This is a genomic window from Streptomyces sp. NPDC007264 (assembly GCF_042869095.1).
In the GTDB taxonomy this organism is placed as follows: Bacteria; Actinomycetota; Actinomycetes; order Streptomycetales; family Streptomycetaceae; genus Streptomyces.
In genome coordinates this window covers 302,367-326,262 of record NZ_JBIAFD010000005.1, presented here as the reverse complement: position 1 = coordinate 326,262, position 23,896 = coordinate 302,367, and the positions used below count along the sequence as shown (strand labels likewise).

Here is a 23,896-nt window from a genome sequence, read left to right as displayed (position 1 = left end):
CGCCGGCGCTGTCGCCGTCCGACGGGGGCCGCGCGGCCGCGCGCCTCCTACAGCCAGCCCCGCCGCTTGAACAGCCGGTACAGCAGGACCTCCAGGGCCCCCATCAGCAGGATCACCACCGGGTACGCCGCGACCCAGCGCAGTTCCGGCATGTGGTCGAAGTTCATGCCGTAGATCCCCGCGATCATGGTGGGGACCGCGGCCATCGCCGCCCACGCCGAGATCTTCCGCATGTCGTCGTTCTGCCGGACGCTCATCTGCGCCAGATGCGCCGAGAGGATGTCGGACACCAGCCGGTCCAGGCCCTCCACGGACTCGTTCACCCGGGTCAGATGGTCGCTGACGTCGCGGAAGAAGGGGCGCGACCTCTCCTGCACGAACGGCACCGTCGCACCGAACGCCCCCTGACCGGCCAGCCGGGCCAGCGGCGGTGCCAGCGGGACCGTCGCCCGCCGGAACTCCAGGATCTGCCGCTTGAACGTGTAGATCCGCGAGGCCGTGTGCCGTGAGTCCCCGCCCGTGGGCGAGAAGACGTCCGCCTCCAGCTCCTCCAGGTCGGTCCCCAACTCGGTCGCCACGTCCAGATAGTGGTCGACGACCCGGTCCGCGATCGAGTACAGCACCCCCGTCGGCCCGTGCCGCAGCGTCTCCGGCTGCTCCTCCAGATGGCGGCGGACGGACGCGAGCGGCATGTCCTGACCGTGGCGCACCGTGACCACGAACGAGTCGCCGAGGAACAGCATCAGCTCGCCGGTGGTGACGGTGTCGCTGCGCGGCTCGTACGACACCGGCTTGAACACCACGAACAGCGAGTCCTCGTACACCTCCAGCTTGGGCCGCTGGTGGGCCTTCAGGGCGTCCTCGACGGCCAGCGGATGCAGCCCGAACTCCTCGGTGACCATCTCGAACTCGTCCGCCGTCGGCTCGTACAGGCCGATCCACAAGAACGCGTCCCCCGCCCCGCGCGCCTGCTCCAGGGCGTCGGAGAGGTCCTCGGGGCCCTCGGTCCGGCGGCCGTCGCGGTAGATGGCGCAGTCGATGATCACGACAGGTATTCTCCGCTCCGACGCGACACGGGCGCGCGGAGGGGCTCCCTCGCGCGTCCGCTCGCCCTGCCCGGGGCGTGGGACGTCCCCTTAGGCTGGGCGGCATGCCCACGTTGATCCTCGTCCGGCACGGACGCTCCACCGCCAACACCGCGGGACTGCTCGCCGGCTGGACCCCCGGCGTCGCCCTCGACGAGCGTGGCAGGGCCCAGGCCGCCGCCCTGCCGGGGCGCCTGGCCGAGGTGCCCCTCGCCGAGGTCGTCACCAGCCCCCTCCAGCGCTGCCGGGAGACGGTGCAGCCGCTCCTGGACGCCCGGCCCGGACTGAGCACCCACGCCGAGGAGCGGATCGGCGAGTGCCACTACGGCGACTGGTCCGGCCGCAAGCTCGCGGAGCTGAAGGACGAGCCGCTGATGGAGGTGGTGCAGGCGCATCCGTCGGCGGCCGCGTTCCCCGGCGGGGAGTCGATGCGGGCCATGCAGACCCGCGCCGCGGAGGCGGTGCGGGAGTGGAACGCGCGCGTGGAGCGCGATCACGGCGCCGACGCCGTGTACCTCATGTGCTCCCACGGCGACGTCATCAAGTCCCTCGTGGCGGACGCTCTCGGACTTCATCTCGACCTCTTCCAGCGGATCTCCGTCGAACCGTGTTCCATCACGGCGATCCGTTACACCCGGCTGCGGCCGTTTCTCGTCCGCCTCGGCGACACCGGCGATTTCGCCTCCCTCGTGCCGCACGAGGAACCCCCCGGTTCCGACGCCACGGTCGGCGGCGGCGCGGGCGCACCGTGATCGTCGGCCGCAGTAGGGTGAAGCGGTCGAACCAGCGCAGCAGTTGTCAGCAACCCAGCCGGACCGGTGCGGTCGCCGGTCCCGAACCCGATCCCGATCCCATGGAGACAGGACGTGTCCCGTCAGGTGTTCCTCTACGACCCCCCGGACCGTTTCGTGGCCGGTACGGTCGGGCTGCCCGGGCGCCGTACCTTCTTCCTTCAGGCGTCGTCCGGACCGCGGGTCACCAGCGTGGCCCTGGAGAAGACCCAGGTCGCGGCGCTGGCCGAGCGCATGGACGAGCTTCTCGACGAAGTCGTGCGACGGAGCGGCGGCAGCGCGGCCGTCCCCGCCGTGGCCCCCACGGAGGTGTCCGACACGGCCCCGCTGGACACTCCCATCGAGGAGGAGTTCCGCGTCGGCACCATGGCCCTCGCCTGGGACGGCGACGAACAGCGCATGATCGTCGAGGCCCAGGCCCTGGTGGAACTGGACGCCGACTCCGAGGAGGACCTCGCCGAGGCCGAGGAGCGGCTGCTGCAGGACGAGGAGAACGGTCCCCCGATGCTGCGGGTCCGGCTCACCGGCGCCCAGGCGAGGGCCTTCGCCAAGCGCGCACTCGACGTCGTCAACGCGGGGCGCCCGCCCTGCCCGCTGTGCAGCCTCCCGCTCGACCCGGAAGGACACGTATGTCCGCGCCAGAACGGATACCGCCGCGGAGCCTGACCACGGCCGGAATGCTCGCCGAGGGCGAGCTGACCGTGCGCGGACGCATCCGCGAGGCGTCCAACGCGGCGCTGTACTGCACGGTCGCCCACGACGGCCGCGAGGCGGCCTGCATCTACAAGCCCGTCGCCGGGGAGCGGCCCCTGTGGGACTTCCCCGACGGCACGCTGGCCCAGCGCGAGGTCGCCGCGTACGAGGTGTCCGAGGCGACCGGGTGGGGGCTCGTGCCGCCCACCGTGCTGCGCGAAGGGCCGTACGGGCAGGGCATGTGCCAGCTGTGGATCGAGGGCGGGCCGGAGACCGAACTGCTCGCCCTCGTGGACGGCGACGAACCGGGGGAGGGCTGGAAGGCGATCGGCCTCGCCGACGTCGGCGGCGGCAGGACCGCGCTGCTCGTGCACGCCGACGACGAGCGGCTCCGCCGGCTCGCCGTCCTCGACGCGGTCATCAACAACGCCGACCGCAAGGGCGGTCACCTGCTGCCCGCGGACGGCGGACGCCTGTACGGCATCGACCACGGGGTCACCTTCAACACCGAGAACAAGCTGCGCACCCTGCTGTGGGGCTGGGCCGGGGAGCCCCTGACCCGCGAGGCGATCGAGGCGCTGGGCGTCCTCAGGGCCGGGCTGCGGGCCGGCGGGGCCCTGGCCGGCCGACTGGCCGAGCTGATCACCCTCGCGGAGGTCGAGGCGACGCGCGCCCGGGTGGAGGCACTGCTGGCGTCCGGGAAGCATCCGGAGCCCGGCGGGGAGTGGCCCGCGATTCCCTGGCCGCCCGTGTGACCGGAGACCGCGGGCCGGCGCGGTCACCGGGCGGCGGGCAGGCCGTCGGCGGGCGGCGGGCAGGCGCACCGCCCGGGCGCGGCGGGGCCGGCCGCGGCGGGCCCGGGACCGGGCGACGGTCGCGGGACGCCGCACCGCACGCGCGTCGGGCTTCCGTGCAAGAACGCCGTCTTGGCCATTCGGTGCGTGCGTCCGGTTCGTGCGGTCCGGTTCGTAGCCCGAACCTTCCGCCGGTTACGCTCATGACATGCATGCCTGGCCCGCTTCCGAGGTCCCCGCCCTGCCCGGTCAGGGTCGCGACCTGAGGATCCACGACACCGCGACCGGTGGCCCCGTCACCCTCCGCCCCGGTCCCGTCGCCCGTATCTACGTCTGCGGCATCACCCCGTACGACGCGACCCACATGGGTCATGCGGCGACCTACAACGCGTTCGACCTCGTCCAGCGCGTGTGGCTCGACACCAAGCGGCAGGTGCACTACGTCCAGAACGTCACCGACGTCGACGATCCGCTCCTGGAGCGCGCGCAGCGCGACGACGTCGACTGGGTGGCCCTCGCCGAGCGGGAGACGGCCCTGTTCCGCGAGGACATGACCGCCCTGAGGATGCTGCCCCCCAGGCACTACATCGGCGCCGTGGAGGCGATACCCGGCATCGTCCCCCTGGTCGAACGGCTGCGGGACGCGGGCGCCGCGTACGAACTCGACGGCGACATCTACTTCTCCGTGGAGTGCGACCCGCACTTCGGTTCGGTGTCCCGTCTGGACGCCGCCACCATGCGGCTGCTGTCCGCCGAGCGCGGCGGTGACCCGGACCGTCCGGGCAAGAAGAACCCGCTCGACCCGATGCTCTGGATGGCCGCCCGCGCGGGCGAGCCCAGCTGGGACGGCGGTTCGCTGGGCCGGGGAAGGCCCGGCTGGCACATCGAGTGCGTGGCCATCGCGCTCGACCACCTGGGCATGGGCTTCGACGTCCAGGGCGGCGGCTCCGACCTCGCCTTCCCGCACCACGAGATGGGCGCCTCGCACGCCCAGGTGCTGACCGGCGAGTACCCGATGGCCAAGGCGTACGTGCACGCCGGCATGGTCGCTCTGGACGGCGAGAAGATGTCCAAGTCCAAGGGCAACCTCGTCTTCGTCTCCCGGCTCCGGCGCGACGGCGTCGACCCGGCCGCCATCCGGCTCGCGCTGCTCGCCCACCACTACCGGTCCGACTGGGAGTGGACCGACGCGGTGCTGCAGGACGCGGTGGCGCGGCTCGACCGCTGGCGCTCCGCCGTCTCCCGGCCCGACGGCCCGCCCGCGGAGGCCGTCGTCGAAGAGATACGCGACGCCCTGGCGAACGACCTGGACGCGCCCACGGCGCTCGCCGCGGTCGACCGCTGGGCGGCGCTCCAGCAGGAGAGCGGCGGCACGGACACGGCCGCTCCCGGCGTGGTGTCGCGTGCCGTGGACGCCCTGCTCGGCGTGGCCCTCTGAGCACCGGCGCCGTTCGCCCCGTGCCCGGGCACCGGACACGGGGCGCCGTGACCGCCGTCGGCACCTGACGGCGGGAGCGGCACGACGAGGGCGGTGCGCCGAGGCGCACCGCCCTGTCAGTCCTCCGACGAGTCCTCGTCCTCGGCGCCCGGCCGGGGCGGCTTCGGCGGCCGCGTCCGACCGCTCGGGTTGTCCCGCAGGTACGAGCCGCCCTCGCCGCCCTCCGCGGTGGCGTGGCCGCCCGGCGGGCTGACGTCCCGGCGCCGCAGATACCGCTCGAACTCCCGGGCGATCGCCTCACCGGACGCCTCCGGCAGCTCGGCGGTGTCGCGGGCCTCCTCCAGCGTCTGGACGTACTCCGCGACCTCGCTGTCCTCGGCCGCCAGCTGGTCCACGCCGACCTGCCAGGCTCGCGCGTCCTCCGGCAGCTCGCCCAGCGGGACGCGCAGGTCCAGGAGGTCCTCCAGCCGGTTCAGAAGGGCCAGCGTGGCCTTCGGGTTCGGCGGCTGCGACACATAGTGCGGGACCGCCGCCCACAGCGAGACGGCCGGGACGCCCGCGTGGGTGCACGCCTCCTGCAGGACGCCCACGATGCCCGTGGGGCCCTCGTACTTGGTCTCCTCCAGGTCCATCCGGCGGGCCAGATCCGGATCGGACGTGGTCCCGCTGATGGGGACGGGACGCGTGTGCGGGGTGTCGCCGAGCAGCGCGCCCAGGATCACCACCAGTTCCACCCCCAGCTCGTGGGCGAAGCCCAGCAGCTCGTTGCAGAACGAGCGCCAGCGCATCGACGGCTCGATGCCGCGGACGAGTACCAGGTCGCGGGGCTTCTCGCCGCCCACCCGGACCACCGAGAGCCGGGTCGTCGGCCAGGTGATCTTGCGGACCCCGGCCTCCATGAAGACGGTGGGGCGGTTCACCTGGAAGTCGTAGTAGTCCTCGGCGTCCAGCGCCGCGAACACCTCGCCCTTCCACTCCCTGTCCAGATGCGCGACCGCGGTGGAAGCGGCGTCGCCGGCATCGTTCCAGCCCTCGAACGCGGCCACCATGACCGGGTCGATCAGCTCGGGAACCCCCTCGAGCTCGATCACCCAGCGCCTCCTTCCGACGTGCCCTCGCGTACGTCCCAACCTTACGGCGTGCGGCGGGGGCGCCCGCAGCCCCCTTGCACGGGGGAGTGAACGGATGACTGCCCCGTCCAGGGCCTTCGAACACCCATGATCGTCACCTCGGCCACCCGCGCCGACCACGGTCGCGACCGCGCCCGCGACGGCGGCGGCGGCGCGGAGGGTGCGGCGCAGCCGCTGCCCGACGGAGGCGATGGGCGCGCGCGGGTGCGGCCTACCGCGTCACGGGTGACGCGGCCACCGCCTCCAGCTCCGCCAGCGCCGCCTCCTCGTCGAGGGTCTCCAGCACCCGGTCGCGCATCAGGACCCGCCCGTCCACGACCGTGTCCCGCACGTCCGCCGACTGCGCGGCGTACGCGAGCGTGGACCACACGTCGTGCCGTGGACGCAGATGCGGCCGGTCCAGGTCGAGCACGATCAGGTCGGCCCGCTTGCCCGCCTCCAGCGAGCCCAGCCGGTCGCCGAGCCCGAGCGCGCGGGCGCCCTCGGCCGTCGCCATCCGCACCGCCCGCTCCGCGCCGACCGCCGTGGGATCGCCGCCCGCCTTGTGCACCAACGCCGCCTGCCGGACCGCGCCCAGCACGTCCAGCGTGTTGGAGCTGACCGCCCCGTCCGTGCCGAGCGCGACGGTGACCCCCGCGGCCAGCAGCCGTGGCACCGGCGCGATCCCGCAGCCCAGCTTGAGGTTGGACACCGGACAGTGGGCCACCGAGGCGCCCGTGCGCGCCAGCGCCGCGATCTCCCGGCCGGTGAGGTCCACGGCGTGCGCGAGCAGCACATCGGGGCCCAGCAGGCCGAGCGAGTCGAGCAGTTCCACCGGACGCCTGCCGTACCGCATCTCGACGGTGGCGACCTCGGTCGCGTTCTCGGCGGCGTGGAGGTGCAGCAGCGCCCCGAACTCCCCTGCCAGTGCGGCGATCTCGGTGAGCTGCTCCGGAGCCAGGGTGTAGGCCGAGTGCGCGAACAGCACCGGCCGGGTCCCCGGCCGCGTCCCGGTGCGCCCCGCCAGATCCCGGCGAGCCCACGCCATGCGGTCCCCGTACGCCCTGCCGTCGGGGGAGTCCGGGACGTCCATGAAGGTCGGCCCGGTCAGGATCCGCCAGCCCGCCTCCCGCGCGGCCTCCTCGGCGGCCTCGTGGAACCAGTACATGTCGAGCGCCGACGTCACCCCGGCCCGTACGCTCTCGGCGACCGCGACCCGCACCGCCGCGCCCACGGTCTCGGGTGACAGCAGCTCGGCCTCCCAGCGCAGCACGCGCTCCAGGAAGCCCTGCAGGGAGACGTCGTCGGCGCGGCCGCGCAGCAGTGTCATCGCCAGATGGGTGTGCGCGTTGACGAGCCCCGGCAGGACCAGGCACCCCCGGGCGTCGACGACCGTGTCCGCCGTGTACCGCGTCCGCAGCTCCCCGGCCCCGCCCACCTCGACGATCGACCCGTCGCGGACCGCGACGGCGCCCTCCCGTACGAAGGTTCCGGCGTCGTCGACCGTCAGCACGTCGCCGCCGCGCACCAGCAGGTCGACGCGCTCACTCATGGTGCGACATCCTCCTGCTCCTCCTCCGCCAGCAGCCGCAGCGCCTCGAGGGCGACGACCGCGCCGTGCTCCACGCCCCGGGCGACGATCTCGCGGTGCGGGTCGTAGGCCCCCGTCGAGAAGGAGGACCCCTCGTCGACGAGTTCGTCGGCGTTGACCCCGTCCACGACGAGTACCCCGCCCGCGACGAGTCCGCGCAGCGACGCGGTCACCAGCAGCGCGGACAGCTCCATCTCGATCGCCGCCAGGCCCGCCCGGTCGTACGCGTCGAGCGGGATCAGCCCGGGCTGGAAGGCCGCCCGGGTCCACACGAACCCCCGGTGGTGCGGCACGCCCGCCGCGCGGGCGGCGCGCAGCAGCGCGAGGACCGCCTCGGGCGCGGACACCGCCGGGTACTCGGGCGGCAGCAGCTGCTGGGTGACCCCGTCGTCGCGCACGGCGGCCTCCGCGATCACCAGGTCGCCGTCGCCGATCCCCGGTCTCATCGCGCCCGCCGTGCCGAGCCGCAGGAACGTGCGGACCCCCGCGTCCGCCAGCTCCCGGAAGAGCAGAATCGCCCCCGGCGCGCCGACCCCGTGCGAGGCGACCGTCACCGGCACGCCCCGCCAGCTCCCCCTGAACACCCGGTACTCGCGGTGGTGGGAGACCTCCGCGGCGCCGTCGAGCAGCGCGGCGACGTCCGCCGCGCGCGCCGGGTCGCCGACGACGACGGCGTACGGGGACAGTCCGGTGCGGGGGACGCGCGTGACGGGCGACAGGTCCTGCGGCATGAGGCGGCTCCAGCGGGTCGGGTACGGCGACGGGGGCGGCGGGCCGGCCGACGCGGAACCCCCGGCCCAGCCGGCCACACCGACACCGTACGCAGCGGTCACCCGCGCACACGGAAGGGGCGGCCTCCGCCGTGGAAGCCGCCCCCTTGTCTCCCGCGGGGCCCGGGCCCCGCCGTTCGGATCACCCCGGCGTCGCGGGGGCCTACCTCTTGTCGAGCAGGTCCTGCACCCTGCCGCGCAGCTCGTCCGTGGCCAGGCCGCGGATCGTCAGGGTGGTGCGGCGGCGCAGCACGTCGTCCGCCGTCTCGGCCCACTCGTGGTCCCGGGCGTAGACGACCTGCGCCCAGATCTCCGGGGCGTCGGGGTGGATCCGCTCGCCCAGTTCCGGGTTCTCGTTGGCCAGCCGAGCGATGTCGAAGGCCAGCGAACCGTAGTGGGTGGCCAGGTGCCCGGCCGTGTCGGGCGCCATGCGGGGACCGGGCGCCGGACCGTCGACCACCAACCGGTGGGCGACCGCGCGCGGGTTGGCGATGCCCGGCAGCGGCAGCCGCTTCGGCAGCGTGGAGATCGGCTCGAAGTCGTCGCCGAGCGGGCGGCCCGGCAGCGACTCCAGCTTCCGCATGACGGTGCGGCCGATGTGCCGGAAGGTCGTCCACTTGCCGCCCGCGACGGACAGCATGCCGCCCCTGCCCTCGGTGACGACGGTCTCGCGCCTCGCCTTGGCGGTGTCGCCGGGACCGCCCGGCAGCACCCGCAGACCCGCGAAGGAGTAGCTGATCAGCTCGCGCCGCAGCTGCTGGTCGCGGACGGAGAAGGCGGCCTCGTCGAGGATCTGCGCGATGTCCTTGTCGCTCACCGCGACCTCGGCCGGGTCGCCTTCGTACGGCTCGTCGGTCGTGCCGAGCAGCAGCATGTCCTCCCAGGGGAGGGCGAAGGTGATGCGGTACCTGTCGATCGGCGTCGCCAGCGCCGCCTTCCAGGGGGAGGTGCGCCTGAGCACCAGGTGCACCCCCTTGGACAGGCGTATGGACGGCGCCGCGTTCGGGTCCTCCATCCTGCGCAGGTGGTCGACCCACGGGCCGGTCGCGTTCAGCACCAGCCGCGCGTCGACGCCGAACTCGTCACCGGAGAGCCGGTCCCTCAGCTCGGCACCCGTGACCCGGCCGCGGGCGAAGCGCAGGCCGGTCACCTCGGCGTGGTTGAGGACGACGGCCCCCGCGTCGACGGCCGCACGGACCGTCATCAGCGCCATGCGCGCGTCGTTCATCTGGTCGTCGCCGTACACGGCCACGGCCTTCAGGTTCTCGGTGCGCAGCTCCGGCACGTCCTGCTGCGCCTTGGCCGGGGAGAGCAGGTGGCCGACGCCGTCACCGAACGCCGACAGCGCGGAGTAGGCGAAGACGCCCGCCCCGAGCTTCGCCGCGCCGTGCGGCCCGCCCTTGTACACGGGGAGGTAGAAGGTGAGCGGGTTCGCCAGGTGGGGGGCCACCTGGCGGGAGACCGCACGGCGCTCGAAGTGGTTCTCCGCCACGAGCTTCACCGCGCCGGTCTGCAGATAGCGCAACCCGCCGTGGAGGAGCTTGGAGGAGGCGGAGGAGGTGGCGCCGGCGAAGTCGCCGGCGTCCACCAGCGCCACCCGCAGGCCCGACTGCGCGGCGTGCCACGCCGTGGAGATGCCCAGGATCCCGCCGCCGATCACCAGGAGGTCGTACGTCGCCCTGGACAACTGCTCCCGGGTCTCGGCGCGGCTCGGGTGGGAGCCGTAGGCCGGGTGCGTCCCCAGAGCCGGGACACTCTGCAGGGTGGTCATCTGTGATTACTCCTCGTGCTCGATCCAGCCCATGGTCCGCTCGACGGCCTTGAGCCAGTTCTTGTACTCACGGTCGCGGGTCTCCGCGTCCATGTGGGGCGTCCACTCGGCGGCCCGGCGCCAGTTGGCGCGCAGGTCGTCGACGTTGGTCCAGAAGCCGACGGCGAGACCGGCGGCGTAGGCGGCGCCGAGGCAGGTGGTCTCGGCCACCATGGGGCGCACCACCGGCGCGTCCAGGACGTCGGCGAGCGTCTGCATCAGGAGGTTGTTGGAGGTCATGCCGCCGTCGACCTTGAGCGTCGCCAGCTCGACGCCCGAGTCCTTGGTCATGGCGTCGGCGATCTCACGCGTCTGCCAGGCGGTGGCCTCCAGCACGGCGCGCGCGAGGTGCGCCTTGGTGACGTACCGGGTCAGGCCGGCGATCACACCGCGGGCGTCGGAGCGCCAGTACGGGGCGAACAGGCCGGAGAAGGCGGGCACGAAGTAGGCGCCGCCGTTGTCCTCGACCGACAGCGCGAGGGTCTCGATCTCGGCGGCGGTGGAGATCAGCCCCATCTGGTCGCGCATCCACTGCACCAGGGAGCCGGTGACGGCGATCGAGCCCTCCAGGGCGTAGACCGGCTTCTGGTTGCCGATCTGGTAGCCGACCGTGGTCAGCAGGCCCGAGTAGGAGTTGATGATCTTGTCGCCGGTGTTCATCACCATGAAGGTGCCGGTGCCGTAGGTGGACTTGGTCTCGCCCTCGGAGAAGCACGTCTGGCCGAACAGGGCCGCCTGCTGGTCGCCGAGGGCCGAGGCGACCGGGATGCCGCCGAGCAGCTCGCCGAGCCGGCCGCCGGTGATCTCGCCGTAGACCTCGGCGGAGGAGCGGATCTCCGGCAGGATCTGCATCGGGACGCCGATCGACTCGCAGATCTTGTCGTCCCACTGCATGGTGTGCAGGTTCATCAGCAGGGTGCGGGAGGCGTTGGTCACGTCCGTGACGTGGTGCCCGCCGTCGACACCGCCGGTCAGGTTCCAGATGACCCAGGTGTCCATGGTGCCGAAGAGGATGTCGCCGGCCTGGGCGCGCTCCCGCAGGCCCTCGACGTTGTCGAGCAGCCAGCGGGCCTTCGGACCGGAGAAGTACGAGGCCAGCGGCAGGCCGGTCTCGCGGCGGAAGCGGTCCTGGCCCACGTTGCGGCCGAGTTCCTTGCACAGGGTGTCGGTGCGGGTGTCCTGCCAGACCAGCGCGTTGTGGACGGGCACACCGGTGTTCTTGTCCCACAGCACGGTGGTCTCGCGCTGGTTGGTGATGCCGATGGCCTTGATGTCGTCCCGGGTGATGCCGGCCTTCTCGATGGCTCCGGCGACGACCTCCTGGACGTTCGTCCAGATCTCGGTCGCGTCGTGCTCGACCCAGCCCGGCTTGGGGAAGATCTGCTCGTGCTCCTTCTGGTCGACGGACACGATGCGGCCGTCCCGGTCGAAGACGATGCAGCGCGAGGACGTCGTGCCCTGGTCGATGGCGGCGATGAACGGGCCGGCGGTGTGTGCGTCGGTCACGGTGTGCTCCTGAGGTTCCATGGATAAGAGAGGCGGTCTTTACAGCGCGGCGGCGACGGGCGGTGCCTGGAAGAGCTCACTGTTCTCAAGCAAAGGCGACGTTGTAAATGCCCGCAGCGACCGCCCCGCCGATCAGTGGACCGACCACCGGAACCCAGGCGTAGCCCCAGTCGGAACCGCCCTTGTTGGGCAGCGGGAGGAGGGCGTGCACCAGGCGCGGACCGAGGTCACGGGCCGGGTTGATGGCGTATCCGGTCGGCCCGCCCAGGGAGAGACCGATCGCGACCACCACGAGCGAGGTGATCAGGGCGCCCAGGATGCCGAGCCCGTTGCCCTTGTCGTTGAGGCCCTGGGTGAGCACCGCGAGCACCAGCACGACGGTGCCGATGATCTCGGTGGCGAGGTTCATCGCCGCGTTCCGGATCTCCGGACCGGTGGAGAAGACGCCGAGCACGGGACCGGCCTGGGCCTCCTGCGCCTCGACGGCCTTGGTGTCCTGCGCTCCCGGGCCGCCGACGATCTCTCTGTCGGTGAGGTGGGCCTGGAACTGGCCGTAGTAGGCGACCCAGACCAGGGCCGCACCGATCATGGCGCCGAGCAGTTGGCCGGCCCAGTAGACCGGCACATTGCCCCAGTCGCCGTCCTTGATGGCCAGCGCCAGCGTCACGGCCGGGTTGAGGTGCGCACCGGACAGCGGTGCCGAGGTGTAGACCGCCGTGAGGACCGCGAAGCCCCACCCGAAGGTGATCGCGAGCCAGCCGGCGTTACGGGCCTTGGAGGCCTTCAGCGTCACGGCGGCGCAGACGCCGCCGCCGAGCAGGATGAGTATGGCGGTACCGATGGTCTCGCCGATGAAGATGTCGGAGCTGGACACCCGCGACTCCTTTGTCCTTCGTCCAGGGGAAGGCGAACCCCGGGTCCCTCCGGTGGTCCGCGCCCTCGGGGGTGAGGGCGATGTCGGCCCGTGACGTTGCCACACTCTAGCGTGTATTGCCGGTAGGTGTTCGACAATGCCGACCGATGGACGGGAGTCTTGCCCCCTGTTCGCAGGGTCGTCAAGAGTCCCGTTCTCGAATGCGCGATCGTTATCGATCGCCGCAGGTCATCGATCTTCACGAGGGGGCGGCGGCGGCCCCGTGCCGCGGGTCGAACCCGCATCGGGACCCCGGAGCACGAAGAAGCCCCCGGCCGTGCCGGGGGCCACCTGCGGGCGTGCGGGTCTCAGAAGCGCCCTGCGCCCAGGTCCCGCGACACCGCGCGGGCGCAGTCGCGGACCGCCGCGATCAGCTCGGGGCGCAGCTCCCCGTCCTGGCACACGCGCTCCACGGCGCCGGTGATGCCCACCGCGCCCACCGGCATCCGCCGCCGGTCGTGGATGGGTGCCGCGATCGAGGCCACCCCGGTCCACGTCTCCTCCGTGTCGGCCGCGTAGCCACGCGCGCGCGTCATGTCGAGGATGTGCTCGAACCCGTCCAGGTCGCACACCGTACGGTCGGTGAACGCCTTCCGGTCCGCCTCCAGCGCCTCGCTGTGCGCGACCGGGTCGTAGGCCGACAGCACCTTGCCCAGGGCGGTGGAGTGCAGCGGCTGCATCGCCCCGATCTCCAGGACCTGCCGGCTGTCGTCGGGCCGGAAGACGTGGTGCACGATCAGCACGCCCTGCTGGTGCACCACTCCCAGGTAGACGCTCTCCCCACTGGAGCGGGCCAGGTCGTCGGTCCACACCAGGGCGCGGGCCCGCAGCTCGTGGACGTCCAGGTAGGTGGTCCCCAGGCGCAGCAGTTCGGCGCCCAGCTGGTAACGGCCCGAGGCCGCGTCCTGTTCGACGAACCCCTCCTGCTGGAGCGTGCGGAGTATGCCGTGGGCCGTGCCCTTGGCGAGTCCCAGCGACGAGGCGATGTCCGACAGGCCCAACCGTCGTTCGCCGCCCCCGAGCAGCCGCAGCATCGCGGCCGCCCGTTCGAGCGACTGGATGTTCCGTGCCATCGCCGTCCTGCCCTCCGTCCCCTTCGACCGCCGACCGGTGTTCGCTACCGTCGTTCGGCAATGTCGAACACTACCGGTCGTCACCGACCTCTCGCCAACGGGCGTCGCCATCCGTTCCCCCGGAATCCCCGCCCGCGTCACCCGAGCCACGCGCGTCCGGCTCGTGGACGCCTCTGACCGTACGGCCCGCTGCGGGCTACCCTGGCGGCGTGCGTCTTCCGTGGGAGGCGCAAAGCCGACAGCCGTCGCACTCCAGGGAGCATCTTCCATGGCCTCGTTGCCGAACCCGTCCCTTTCGTCCGCCTCCGCCGACAGCCGGAACCGAACCGAGACCCTCCGCGACGCCCTCGCCACCCGCGTCGTGGTGGCCGACGGGGCGATGGGCACGATGCTCCAGGCCCAGGACCCCACGCTGGAGGACTTCGAGGGCCTCGAGGGCTGCAACGAGATCCTCAACCTGACCCGCCCCGACATCGTCCGCTCCGTCCACGAGGCGTACTTCTCGGTGGGCGTCGACTGCGTGGAGACGAACACGTTCGGGGCGAACCACGCGGCCATGACCGAGTACGAGATCGCCGACCGCGTGCACGAGCTGTCCGAGGCGGGCGCCCGGATCGCCCGTGAGGTGGCGGACACCTTCGTGGCCGGTGACGGCCGCCCCCGCTGGGTCCTCGGCTCCATGGGGCCCGGCACCAAGCTGCCCACCCTCGGCCACATCGCCTACACCACGATCCGCGACGGCTTCCAGGCCAACGCGGAGGGCCTGCTGGCCGGCGGCGCGGACGCGCTGATCGTGGAGACCACCCAGGACCTGCTGCAGACCAAGGCGTCGGTCCTGGGCGCCCGACGCGCCATGGAGGCCACCGGTGTCGAGGTGCCCCTGCTGTGCTCGATGGCGTTCGAGACGACCGGCACGATGCTGCTCGGCTCGGAGATCGGTGCGGCGCTGACCGCGCTGGAGCCGCTGGGCATCGACATGATCGGCCTGAACTGCTCGACCGGCCCCGCCGAGATGAGCGAGCACCTGCGCTACCTGGCGCGCCACTCCCGCATCCCGCTGCTGTGCATGCCGAACGCGGGCCTGCCGGTCCTCACCAAGGACGGCGCGCACTTCCCGCTCGGCCCCGAGGGGCTGGCCGACGCCCAGGAGAACTTCGTCCGCGACTACGGCCTGTCCCTGGTCGGCGGCTGCTGCGGCACCACCCCCGAGCACCTCAGGCAGGTGGTCGAGCGCGTGCGCGGCGTCGGCCCGGCCGAGCGCCGGCCGCAGCCGGAGCCGGGCGCGGCGTCGCTCTACCAGTCGGTGCCGTTCCGGCAGGACACCTCGTACCTGGCGATCGGTGAGCGCACGAATGCCAACGGCTCGAAGAAGTTCCGGGAGGCGATGCTGGAGGGCCGCTGGGACGACTGTGTGGAGACGGCGCGTGCGCAGATCCGTGAGGGTGCGCACATGCTGGACCTGTGCGTGGACTACGTGGGCCGTGACGGGGTCGCGGACATGGAGGAGCTGGCGGGGCGGTTCGCCACCGCTTCGACGCTGCCGCTGGTGCTGGACTCCACCGAGGTGGAGGTCCTCAGGGCGGGTCTGGAGAAGCTGGGCGGCCGTGCGGTCATCAACTCCGTCAACTACGAGGACGGTGACGGGCCCGAGTCCCGTTTCGCGAAGGTCACACGGCTGGCGAAGGAGCACGGTGCCGCGCTGATCGCGCTGACGATCGACGAGGAGGGACAGGCGCGTACGGCGGAGAAGAAGGTCGAGATCGCGGAGCGGCTGATCGCCGATCTGACCGGCAACTGGGGCATCCGAGAGGAGGACATCCTGGTGGACTGCCTGACCTTCACCATCTGTACGGGGCAGGAGGAGTCCCGCAAGGACGGGACCGCGACGATCGAGGCGATCCGTGAGCTGAAGCGGCGCCACCCCGACGTGCAGACCACGCTGGGCCTGTCGAACATCTCCTTCGGTCTCAACCCGGCCGCCCGCATCCTGCTCAACTCGGTGTTCCTGGACGAGTGTGTGAAGGCGGGGCTGGACTCGGCGATCGTGCACGCCTCGAAGATCCTGCCGATCGCGCGCTTCGACGAGGAGCAGGTGACCACCGCCCTCGACCTGATCCACGACCGGCGCCGCGAGGGGTACGACCCGCTGCAGAAGCTGATGGCGTTGTTCGAGGGCGCCACGGCCACGTCCCTGAAGGCGGGGAAGGCCGAGGAACTGGCCGCGCTGCCGCTGGAGGAGCGGCTCGCGCGGCGGATCGTCGACGGTGAGAAGAACGGTCTGGAGGCGGATCTCGACGAGGCTCTTGAGACGCGCAAGGCTCTGGACATCGTCAACGACACGCTGCTCGCGGGCATGAAGGTGGTCGGTGAGCTGTTCGGCTCCGGCCAGATGCAGCTGCCGTTCGTGCTCCAGTCCGCCGAGGTCATGAAGAGCGCGGTCGCCTACCTCGAACCCCACATGGACAAGACCGACGAGGCGGGCAAGGGCACCATCGTGCTGGCCACCGTGCGCGGCGACGTGCACGACATCGGCAAGAACCTGGTGGACATCATCCTGTCCAACAACGGCTACAACGTCGTCAACCTCGGTATCAAGCAGCCGGTCTCCGCGATCCTGGAGGCCGCCGAGGAGCACCGGGCCGATGTCATCGGCATGTCGGGGCTCCTGGTGAAGTCCACGGTGATCATGAAGGAGAACCTGGAGGAGCTCAACCAGCGTGGCCTGGCCGCCACCTACCCGGTCATCCTCGGCGGCGCCGCGCTGACCCGGGCGTACGTCGAACAGGACCTGCACGAGATCTACGAGGGCGAGGTGCGCTACGCCCGGGACGCCTTCGAGGGCCTGCGGCTGATGGACGCCCTGATCGGCGTCAAGCGCGGCGTGCCCGGCGCGGCCCTGCCCGAACTGAGGCAGCGCCGGGTGCGGGCGGCCACGGTCGAGATCGAGGAGCCGCGGCCGGAGGAGGGCCATGTCCGCTCCGACGTGGCCACGGACAACCCGGTGCCGACCCCGCCGTTCTGGGGCAGCCGGGTGGTCAAGGGCGTCCAGCTCAAGGAGTACGCCTCCTGGCTGGACGAGGGCGCCCTGTTCAAGGGGCAGTGGGGCCTCAAGCAGGCGCGTACGGGTGAGGGGCCGACGTACGAGGAACTGGCCGAGACGGAGGGCCGGCCCCGGCTGCGCGGTCTGCTGGACCGGCTCCAGACGGACAACCTCCTCGAAGCGGCCGTCGTGTACGGCTACTTCCCGTGCGTGTCCAAGGACGACGACCTGATCGTCCTGGACGAGGAAGGCAACGAGCGCACCCGCTTCACCTTCCCGCGCCAGCGCCGCGGCCGCCGGCTGTGCCTGGCCGACTTCTTCCGCCCGGAGGAGTCGGGCGAGACCGACGTCGTCGGCTTCCAGGTCGTCACCGTCGGCTCGAGGATCGGCGCGGAGACCGCACGGCTGTTCGAGTCGAACTCCTATCGCGACTACCTCGAACTGCACGGCCTGTCGGTGCAGTTGGCGGAGGCACTGGCCGAGTACTGGCACGCGCGCGTGCGGTCGGAGCTGGGCTTCGCCGGTGAGGACCCGGCCGACATCGAGGACATGTTCGCCCTCAGGTACCGGGGCGCCCGCTTCTCCCTCGGCTACGGCGCCTGCCCCGACCTGGAGGACCGCGCCAAGATCGCCCGGCTGCTGGAGCCGGAGCGGATCGGTGTCCACCTCTCCGAGGAGTTCCAGCTCCACCCGGAGCAGTCCACGGACGCGATCGTGATCCACCACCCGGAGGCCAAGTACTTCAACGCGCGGTGACGCGCGGCCGTACGCCGTCGTCCCGCGGCGCCCCCTCGCCGTCGGCGCGGGGGCGCCGCCGCCCCTGGGTGCCCGCGGGCCGGAACGGAGGGCCCCGCCACCCGGGGACGCCCCGCCATTCGGAGACGCCCCGCCACCCGGAGCGTCCCGGGCGCACCGACACGCACCGGCGTTTCCCCGTTGACAGGCGCATGCTTCACGAGCGTCGTACACTGGTCGGTCCACCGCAGGCCGGTTCCCCGTCCGGGAACCGGCCTGGTCGTCCCTTCAAGGAGGTACGCCTGATGACCACCACGGTTCCCGCGCTCGGAACCCGTACGGCCGAAGGCTCCGCGCTGCAGGCGGTGCTCCTCGACATGGACGGCACCCTGGTGGACACCGAGGGATTCTGGTGGGAGGTCGAGGTCGACGTCTTCGCCACTCTCGGGCACACGCTCGACGAGTCGTGGCGGCACGTCGTCGTGGGCGGTCCCATGACCCGCAGCGCGGGCTTCCTGATCGAGGCCACCGGCGCCGACATCACCTTCGAGGAGCTGAGTGTGCTCCTCAACGACGGTTTCGAGCAGCGCATCGGCCGCAGCCTGCCCCTGATGCCGGGCGCAGCACGGCTGTTGGCCGAACTGGCGGCGCACGAGATCCCCACCGCCCTCGTCTCCGCCTCCCACCGGCGCATCATCGACCGCGTCCTGGACTCGCTCGGCCCGCAGTACTTCGCGCTGACCGTCGCGGGGGACGAGGTCGGGCGCACCAAGCCCTTCCCGGATCCGTATCTGCTCGCGGCCACGGGCCTTGACGCGCATCCCACCCGGTGCGCGGTCATCGAGGACACGGCGACCGGCGTCGCCGCCGCCGAGGCCGCGGGCTGCCGGGTGGTCGCCGTGCCGTCGGTCGCCCCGATCGCACCGGCGGCCGGCCGCACCGTGGTGACCTCGCTGGAAGAGGTTGACCTGCCATTTCTCCACGGTGTGATGACGGAAATGCGATAGGCGCCGCACGCCCACCGCCGCTGAATATATGTATCACTGCGGCCCGGATATTCGAATGAATACATTCGGCCACGAGGCCGAATTTCGCCGTGCCCGGGCGACTCAGGTGTGATGTTTGCCACGCCTGCGGGCCTCGACGGGTGACCCGGCGTGTGCTGTTCCACCCCGTGAGGGCGGCCGTGGTGTGCCCTTGTGCCCCGATTGGTGAGACGTTGCGCGAATCCTTCCGCGTCCGCTCTGCCGGTGCGTCCGCGGCCGGTTCCGCAGCGTGATGGGGCGCCAACTTCGGCGGCTTTAGCGTCCCTTCAGGTCCGGACTAACCTCGTCGCGAAAGCATCGACACATTCCCGTGATCCGCCGCAGCGCCGATGTTTGCCGCATGCACGGACTTCCCAGCTCTGGAGAAACTCGAGCATGAACCGCAAGACCTTGGTGCTGTCTGCCGTCGCTGGTCTGCTCACCCCCGCCCTCGCTGCCTGTGGCGGGTCGGGCAGCGGGGGCGGGGGTGGTGACGCCATCGTCGTCGGCACCACCGACCGGTTCACCGCCTCCAGCGACGCCCCCGCCCCCCTCGACCCGGCGTTCGCGTACGACGTGGGCAGCTGGAACATCCTCCGGCAGACCGTCCAGACACTGATGGTCCAGCCCCGCGGCGAGGGCGACCCCGTACCCGAGGCCGCCGAGAACTGCGGGTTCACCGACACCGGCAACGAGCGCTACGCCTGCAAGCTGCGCAGCGACCTGACGTTCTCCGACGGCGACCCGGTGACCGCGGCCGACGTCAAGTTCTCCATCGACCGGGCCCTCGCCATCAAGTCCGACAGCGAGGTCTGGGCCTTGCTGTCCACCATCGACACCGTCGAGACGCACGGTGACAACGAAGTCATCTTCCATCTCAAGACGGCGGACGCCACCTTCCCGTTCAAGCTGTCGACGCCGGTCGCCGGCATCGTCAACCCCAAGGACTACGACAAGAAGAAGCTGCGCGACGGTTTCGACATCGACGGCTCCGGCCCCTACACGATGCACGCCGAGGTCAAGGACAACGAGCTCGTCAAGGCGACCTTCACCAAGAACCCGCACTACGACGGGCTGCTGAAGCCGAAGAACGACACGGTGGAGCTGAAGTCCTTCGACGACGCCGACAGCATGGGCGCCGCGCTCGACAAGGGCGACATCGACGTCATGACCCGCACGATGTCGCCGGAGCAGATCCGCAAGCTCCAGAACGCCAACGGCGGCAATGTGAACCTGGTCGAGATGGCGGGCCTGGAGATCCGCTTCCTCGGCTTCGACACGGACGCCCCCTCGGTCAAGAACAAGGCCGTCCGTCAGGCCATGGCACAGATCATCGACCGCGCCGCACTGGTCGCCAAGGTGTACGGCACCCAGGCCCAGCCCCTGTACTCCCTCGTCGCGGCCGGCGTCACCGGCCACGCCAACTCGTTCTTCAACAGGTACAGCGAGCCCAGCGTCGCCAAGGCCCGCAGCCTGCTGACCGAGGCGGGCGTCACCACCCCGGTGAAGCTGACGCTGCACTACACGACCGACCACTACGGCCCGGCCACCGCCAAGGAGTTCGAGGTGCTGCGGCAGCAGCTCAACGCGAGCGGGCTGTTCGACGTCGGCATCGAGGGCACGCCCTGGAACAAGTTCCGCAAGGCCGAGCAGAAGGGCCGGTACGACGTCTACGGCATGGGCTGGTTCCCGGACTTCCCGGACGCCGACAACTACCTCGCGCCGTTCCTCGACGCGGACAACACCCTCGGCTCGCCCTACGCGAACAGCGAGATCCGCAACACCCTGATCCCCCGGTCCCGCCGGCAGGCCGACCGGCTGTCCGCGTCGAAGAGCCTCACCGACATCCAGGGCATCGTCGCCAAGGACGTACCGGTCATCCCGCTGTGGCAGGGCAAGCAGTACGTGGCCGCCCGTGACGACGTCACGGGCAGTGAGTACGCCATGAACTCCTCTTCCACGCTGCAACTCTGGGAGCTCGGTCGCGGCGTGAGCGACTGACGTCGACCCCTCCGCGGGCCCTCGGGTATCCCCCCGGGGGCCCTTGTCGTGTTCGCGGTACGATCCGGGAGCGCCCACAGGCCCTGGGCTTCGTGGTGTTCGGGGCCACCCAGAACCCGAGACAAGGCACATGCACGTGAACATGCGCACCCCGTGGCCCGTCCTGTCCCTCGCGGCAGGGCTCGCCGTCGGCCTGCTCACCGGATGCGGCACGCAGTCCGGTGACTCCGGAGGATCCGGCTCCTCCGTCGTGATGGGGATGTCCGACGACGTCCTGGCCACAGACCCGGCGTCCGGTTACGACCCGGGCTCCTGGATGCTGTTCAACAACGTGTTCCAGACGCTGCTGAACTTCCCCAAGGGCGGCACGGAACCCGTGCCCGAGGCCGCCAGGGAATGCCAGTTCACGGACACCCAGACCAGGGTCTACCGGTGCACGCTCGAGGATGGACTGACGTTCAGCAACGGTGACTCGCTCACCTCGGAAGACGTCAAGTTCTCCTTCGACCGGCTGTTGAAGATCAACGACCCCAACGGTCCCGCGAACATGTTCCCCATGCTGGGCTCGGTGGAGACACCGGACGAGAAGACCGTCGTCTTCAAGCTGAAGTACGCCGACGCCACCTTCCCCAGCAAGATAGCCTCCGGCGCCGGCTCCATCGTGGACCACACCCAGTACCCCGCCGACGCCCTGCGCAAGGACAACAAGGCGGTCGGGTCCGGCCCGTACACCCTGGACTCCTTCGGCAAGGACAAAGCGGTCTTCTCGGTCAACGGCCGCTACAAGGGCCCCGCCCACGTCCGCAACTCCGGCGTCACCATGAAGTTCTTCCACGGCGACCAGAAAGCCCTGAAGAAAGCCCTGCTCGACAAGGAGGTCGACCTCGCCTACCGCGGCCTCATCGCCGCGGACGTCGCCGACATCGCCGACGACACCGACACCGGCAAGGACATCAAGGTCGTCGACGGCTCCAGCGCCGAGGTCCAGCACCTCGTCTTCAACATGGACGACCCCGTGGCGGGCAAGCTCGGCGTCCGCAAGGCCGTCGCCTACCTCCTCGACCGCGAAGCGCTCGTCGACAAGGTCTACGACAACACCGCGACACCGCTCTACTCGATCATCCCCGCGGGCATCACCGGCCACAACACGTCCTTCTTCGACACCTACGGCGCCCGCCCGTCCAAGGACAAGGCCAGGGCCGCCCTGCAGTCCGAGGGCATCTTCGACAAGGTGCGGCTGACCCTGTGGTCGACCCCCTCCCGCTACGGGCCCGCCACCGACGAGGAGCTGAGGACGATCGCCCGGCAGCTCAACGACAGCGGGCTGTTCAACGCCACGGTCACGTCCGTGCCCTTCGACCGGTACGAGAAGGACATCGCGCAGGGCAAGTACGGCGTCTACGTCAAGGGCTGGGTCCCCGACTACCCGGACCCCGACAACTTCACCGCGCCCTTCTTCGGCAAGGGCAACGTGCTCGACAACCGCTACGTCAACCGCACCATCACCAGCGATCTGATCCCGAGGACGGCCGCCCAGAGCGACCGCTCCTCCACCAACGCCGACTACGGCAAGCTCCAGGACATCGTCGCCGACGACCTGCCGGTCATCCCGGTGTGGCAGGCCAAGCAGTACGCAGTCACCCGCGACGACATCTACGGACTCGAGTACTGCCTCGACCCCGCGGCGGTGTTCCGGTTCTGGGAGATCAGCAAGGGCTGAACGAAGCCGCACGGGCGGCGGGCGGAGGGCCCCCTCGTACGAGGGCACCTTCCGCGCCCGCCGCCGCCCCGCCTACTGCGCCCCGGGGCGCACCAGCCCGCTCTCGTACGCGTACACAGCGGCCTGCACCCGGTCCCGCAGCCCCAGCTTCGTCAGCACATGGCCCACATGGGTCTTCACCGTCGTCTCGCTGACGAAGAGGTCCGCGGCGATCTCCGCGTTGGACAGCCCCCGCGCCACCAGCTTCAGCACCTCCACCTCGCGCTCGGTGAGGGTGTGCAGCGTGTCGGGCACCGGCTCCTCCCCGGACGGCAGATGCCCCGCGTACTTGTCGAGCAGCCGGCGCGTGATGCTCGGCGCGAGCATCGCCTCGCCCGCGGCGACCACCCGGATCGCCTGCACCAGCTCATGCGCCGGGGCGTCCTTGAGGAGGAAACCGCTGGCACCGGCGCGCAGCGCCTCCACCACGTACTCGTCGAGATCGAAGGTGGTCAGCACCAGCACCTTGGCCGGGCCGTCCCGGCCGGGCCCGGTGATCTGCCGGGTCGCCTCCACCCCGTCCATCCGGGGCATACGGATGTCCATCAGAACCACATCGGGCTGCAGGGCACGCACCTGGTCGAGCGCCTGGAGGCCGTCCCCGGCCTCACCGACGACCGCGACGTCCTGCTCGGCCTCCAGGATCATCCGGAAGCCCGTACGCAGCAGCGGCTGGTCGTCGACCAGTAGGACGCGGATGGCCACGTCAGTCTCCTTCGCTAGTCCCGCCCCATTCTGCTCTGCTCCCCGCCCCCCGATTCCGGCTCCCCGACCGGCAGCGGATACGGCGGGGGAGTGCCCCCGAACTCCGGACACCGGTCCTGGTGGTCGCACCAGCCGCACAGCTTCGTCGGACGGGGCCGCCACTCACCCGTCCGCGTCGCCAGCTGGATCGCCTCCCACAGCGCGAGCAGCTTGCGCTCCACGCGCTCCAGGTCCGCGGGGACCGGATCGTACGTCAGCACGTCCCCGCTGCCGAGATACACGAGCTGCAGCCGCCGCGGGACGATCCCCTTCAGCCGCCACACCACCAGGGCGTAGAACTTCATCTGGAACAGCGCGCCCTCGGCGTACTCCGGCCGGGGAGCCTTGCCCGTCTTGTAGTCGACGATCCGCACCTCGCCCGTGGACGCCACGTCGACCCGGTCGATGATCCCGCGCAGCCTCAGCCCCGACTCCAGCTCCGCCTCCACGAACAGCTCCCGCTCCGCGGGCTCCAGACGCGCCGGGTCCTCCAGCGCGAACCATCGCTCGACGAGCCGCTCCGCCTCCTCCAGCCAGCGCGCCAGCCGCTCACCGTCCGGGTCGTCCGCGAACAGCTCCACGACCTCCGGTCTGCTCTCCCGCAGCCGGTCCCACTGACCGGGCACCAAGGACCTGGCGCGCGGCGCGGTCCGCTCGACGGCCGGCACGTCGAAGAGCCGCTCCAGCACCGCATGCACCAGCGTGCCCCGCGTCGCCGCCTCGCTCGGCTTCTCGGGCAGCCGGTCGATCACCCGGAACCTGTACAGCAAAGGGCACTGCATGAAGTCACCGGCGCGCGAGGGCGACAACGATGCCGGGGGCACGGCGGCCACGGCGGACGGCTCGGCGACGCCGTCGGTGCGGGTTTCCATGACCACAGACCATACGGCCCGCCACTGACAGTGACACAGCCGCGTCCCGCCCCGGGCCGCGCACGCCGCGGATCCGGGACCGCCGGCCCCCGCCCCGACGCGAGTGCGGGCACAACGGAACGGGTGCCGAGGCGGAACACGGCCCGA

Annotated in this window: 18 protein-coding genes; 8 read left to right on the top strand and 10 right to left on the bottom strand. The window is 71.3% G+C overall.

Features of this window, described 5'->3' with window-relative positions; genetic code table 11:
* Positions 1-47 precede the first annotated feature (47 nt).
* Positions 48-1,046 carry a magnesium/cobalt transporter CorA gene (corA, locus tag ACFYMU_RS10825; RefSeq protein WP_388371063.1) on the bottom strand — a complete coding sequence of 333 codons (999 nt, stop codon included), beginning with the start codon at positions 1,044-1,046 and terminating at the stop codon, positions 48-50.
* A 104-nt stretch (positions 1,047-1,150) separates the two neighbouring features.
* On the opposite strand from corA, the gene ACFYMU_RS10820 reads away from it, so the two are divergent.
* The 4 genes from ACFYMU_RS10820 (at position 1,151) to mshC (ending at position 4,801) form a co-directional block, all read left to right on the top strand.
* A complete protein-coding gene (locus ACFYMU_RS10820; RefSeq protein ID WP_388371060.1) occupies positions 1,151-1,837 on the top strand; it encodes a histidine phosphatase family protein in 687 nt (228 codons plus the stop codon).
* Between the two features lie 114 nt (positions 1,838-1,951).
* On the top strand, positions 1,952-2,542 hold the full coding sequence (locus tag ACFYMU_RS10815) for a DUF3090 domain-containing protein (RefSeq protein ID WP_388371057.1): 591 nt from the start codon (positions 1,952-1,954) through the stop codon (positions 2,540-2,542).
* Positions 2,506-3,324, top strand: coding sequence for an SCO1664 family protein (locus ACFYMU_RS10810; RefSeq protein ID WP_388371055.1), 819 nt, complete (start codon positions 2,506-2,508; stop codon positions 3,322-3,324). The genes ACFYMU_RS10815 and ACFYMU_RS10810 overlap by 37 nt, the downstream gene beginning before the upstream one ends.
* A gap of 247 nt (positions 3,325-3,571) precedes the next feature.
* Entirely contained in the window at positions 3,572-4,801 is a 1,230-nt protein-coding gene (gene mshC, locus ACFYMU_RS10805; RefSeq protein WP_388371052.1) for a cysteine--1-D-myo-inosityl 2-amino-2-deoxy-alpha-D-glucopyranoside ligase, read from the top strand.
* Between the two features lie 116 nt (positions 4,802-4,917).
* On the opposite strand, the gene ACFYMU_RS10800 is transcribed toward mshC, so the two are convergent.
* The 7 genes from ACFYMU_RS10800 to ACFYMU_RS10770 all read right to left on the bottom strand — a co-directional run bounded on the left by ACFYMU_RS10800 (position 4,918) and on the right by ACFYMU_RS10770 (position 13,573).
* Positions 4,918-5,892 (bottom strand): PAC2 family protein, encoded by a 975-nt coding sequence (locus ACFYMU_RS10800; protein ID WP_388371049.1) that lies wholly within the window; start codon positions 5,890-5,892, stop codon positions 4,918-4,920.
* A gap of 250 nt (positions 5,893-6,142) precedes the next feature.
* Positions 6,143-7,462, bottom strand: a complete 1,320-nt coding sequence (locus ACFYMU_RS10795; RefSeq protein WP_388371046.1) for an amidohydrolase — start codon at positions 7,460-7,462, stop codon at positions 6,143-6,145.
* On the bottom strand, positions 7,459-8,232 hold the full coding sequence (locus ACFYMU_RS10790) for a nucleoside phosphorylase (protein WP_388371043.1): 774 nt from the start codon (positions 8,230-8,232) through the stop codon (positions 7,459-7,461). Before ACFYMU_RS10790 ends, ACFYMU_RS10795 begins: the two co-directional genes overlap by 4 nt.
* 202 nt (positions 8,233-8,434) lie before the next feature.
* On the bottom strand, positions 8,435-10,042 hold the full coding sequence (locus ACFYMU_RS10785; protein ID WP_388371040.1) for an FAD-dependent oxidoreductase: 1,608 nt from the start codon (positions 10,040-10,042) through the stop codon (positions 8,435-8,437).
* A gap of 6 nt (positions 10,043-10,048) precedes the next feature.
* Positions 10,049-11,587 carry a glycerol kinase GlpK gene (gene glpK / locus ACFYMU_RS10780; RefSeq protein ID WP_388371037.1) on the bottom strand — a complete coding sequence of 513 codons (1,539 nt, stop codon included), beginning with the start codon at positions 11,585-11,587 and terminating at the stop codon, positions 10,049-10,051.
* Positions 11,588-11,672: 85 nt separating this feature from the next.
* Positions 11,673-12,461, bottom strand: a complete 789-nt coding sequence (locus ACFYMU_RS10775; protein WP_388371035.1) for an MIP/aquaporin family protein — start codon at positions 12,459-12,461, stop codon at positions 11,673-11,675.
* A gap of 347 nt (positions 12,462-12,808) precedes the next feature.
* Complete coding sequence (locus ACFYMU_RS10770; protein WP_388371032.1) at positions 12,809-13,573, bottom strand: IclR family transcriptional regulator; 765 nt, start codon at positions 13,571-13,573, stop codon at positions 12,809-12,811.
* 268 nt (positions 13,574-13,841) lie between these two features.
* On the opposite strand from ACFYMU_RS10770, the gene metH reads away from it, so the two are divergent.
* The 4 genes from metH to ACFYMU_RS10750 all read left to right on the top strand — a co-directional run bounded on the left by metH (position 13,842) and on the right by ACFYMU_RS10750 (position 22,094).
* Positions 13,842-17,369, top strand: a complete 3,528-nt coding sequence (metH, locus tag ACFYMU_RS10765) for a methionine synthase (RefSeq protein ID WP_388371029.1) — start codon at positions 13,842-13,844, stop codon at positions 17,367-17,369.
* 284 nt (positions 17,370-17,653) lie between these two features.
* Positions 17,654-18,355 (top strand): HAD family hydrolase, encoded by a 702-nt coding sequence (locus tag ACFYMU_RS10760; RefSeq protein WP_388371026.1) that lies wholly within the window; start codon positions 17,654-17,656, stop codon positions 18,353-18,355.
* A 414-nt stretch (positions 18,356-18,769) separates the two neighbouring features.
* Positions 18,770-20,374 (top strand): ABC transporter substrate-binding protein, encoded by a 1,605-nt coding sequence (locus ACFYMU_RS10755; RefSeq protein ID WP_388371023.1) that lies wholly within the window; start codon positions 18,770-18,772, stop codon positions 20,372-20,374.
* Between the two features lie 136 nt (positions 20,375-20,510).
* A complete protein-coding gene (locus ACFYMU_RS10750; RefSeq protein ID WP_388371021.1) occupies positions 20,511-22,094 on the top strand; it encodes an ABC transporter substrate-binding protein in 1,584 nt (527 codons plus the stop codon).
* A gap of 72 nt (positions 22,095-22,166) precedes the next feature.
* Here ACFYMU_RS10750 and ACFYMU_RS10745 read toward each other — a convergent pair whose 3' ends face one another.
* Both ACFYMU_RS10745 and ACFYMU_RS10740 read right to left on the bottom strand, forming a co-directional pair.
* Complete coding sequence (locus tag ACFYMU_RS10745) at positions 22,167-22,838, bottom strand: response regulator (RefSeq protein ID WP_388371018.1); 672 nt, start codon at positions 22,836-22,838, stop codon at positions 22,167-22,169.
* 14 nt (positions 22,839-22,852) lie between these two features.
* Positions 22,853-23,749 (bottom strand): RecB family exonuclease, encoded by an 897-nt coding sequence (locus ACFYMU_RS10740; protein WP_388371015.1) that lies wholly within the window; start codon positions 23,747-23,749, stop codon positions 22,853-22,855.
* Positions 23,750-23,896 lie beyond the last annotated feature (147 nt).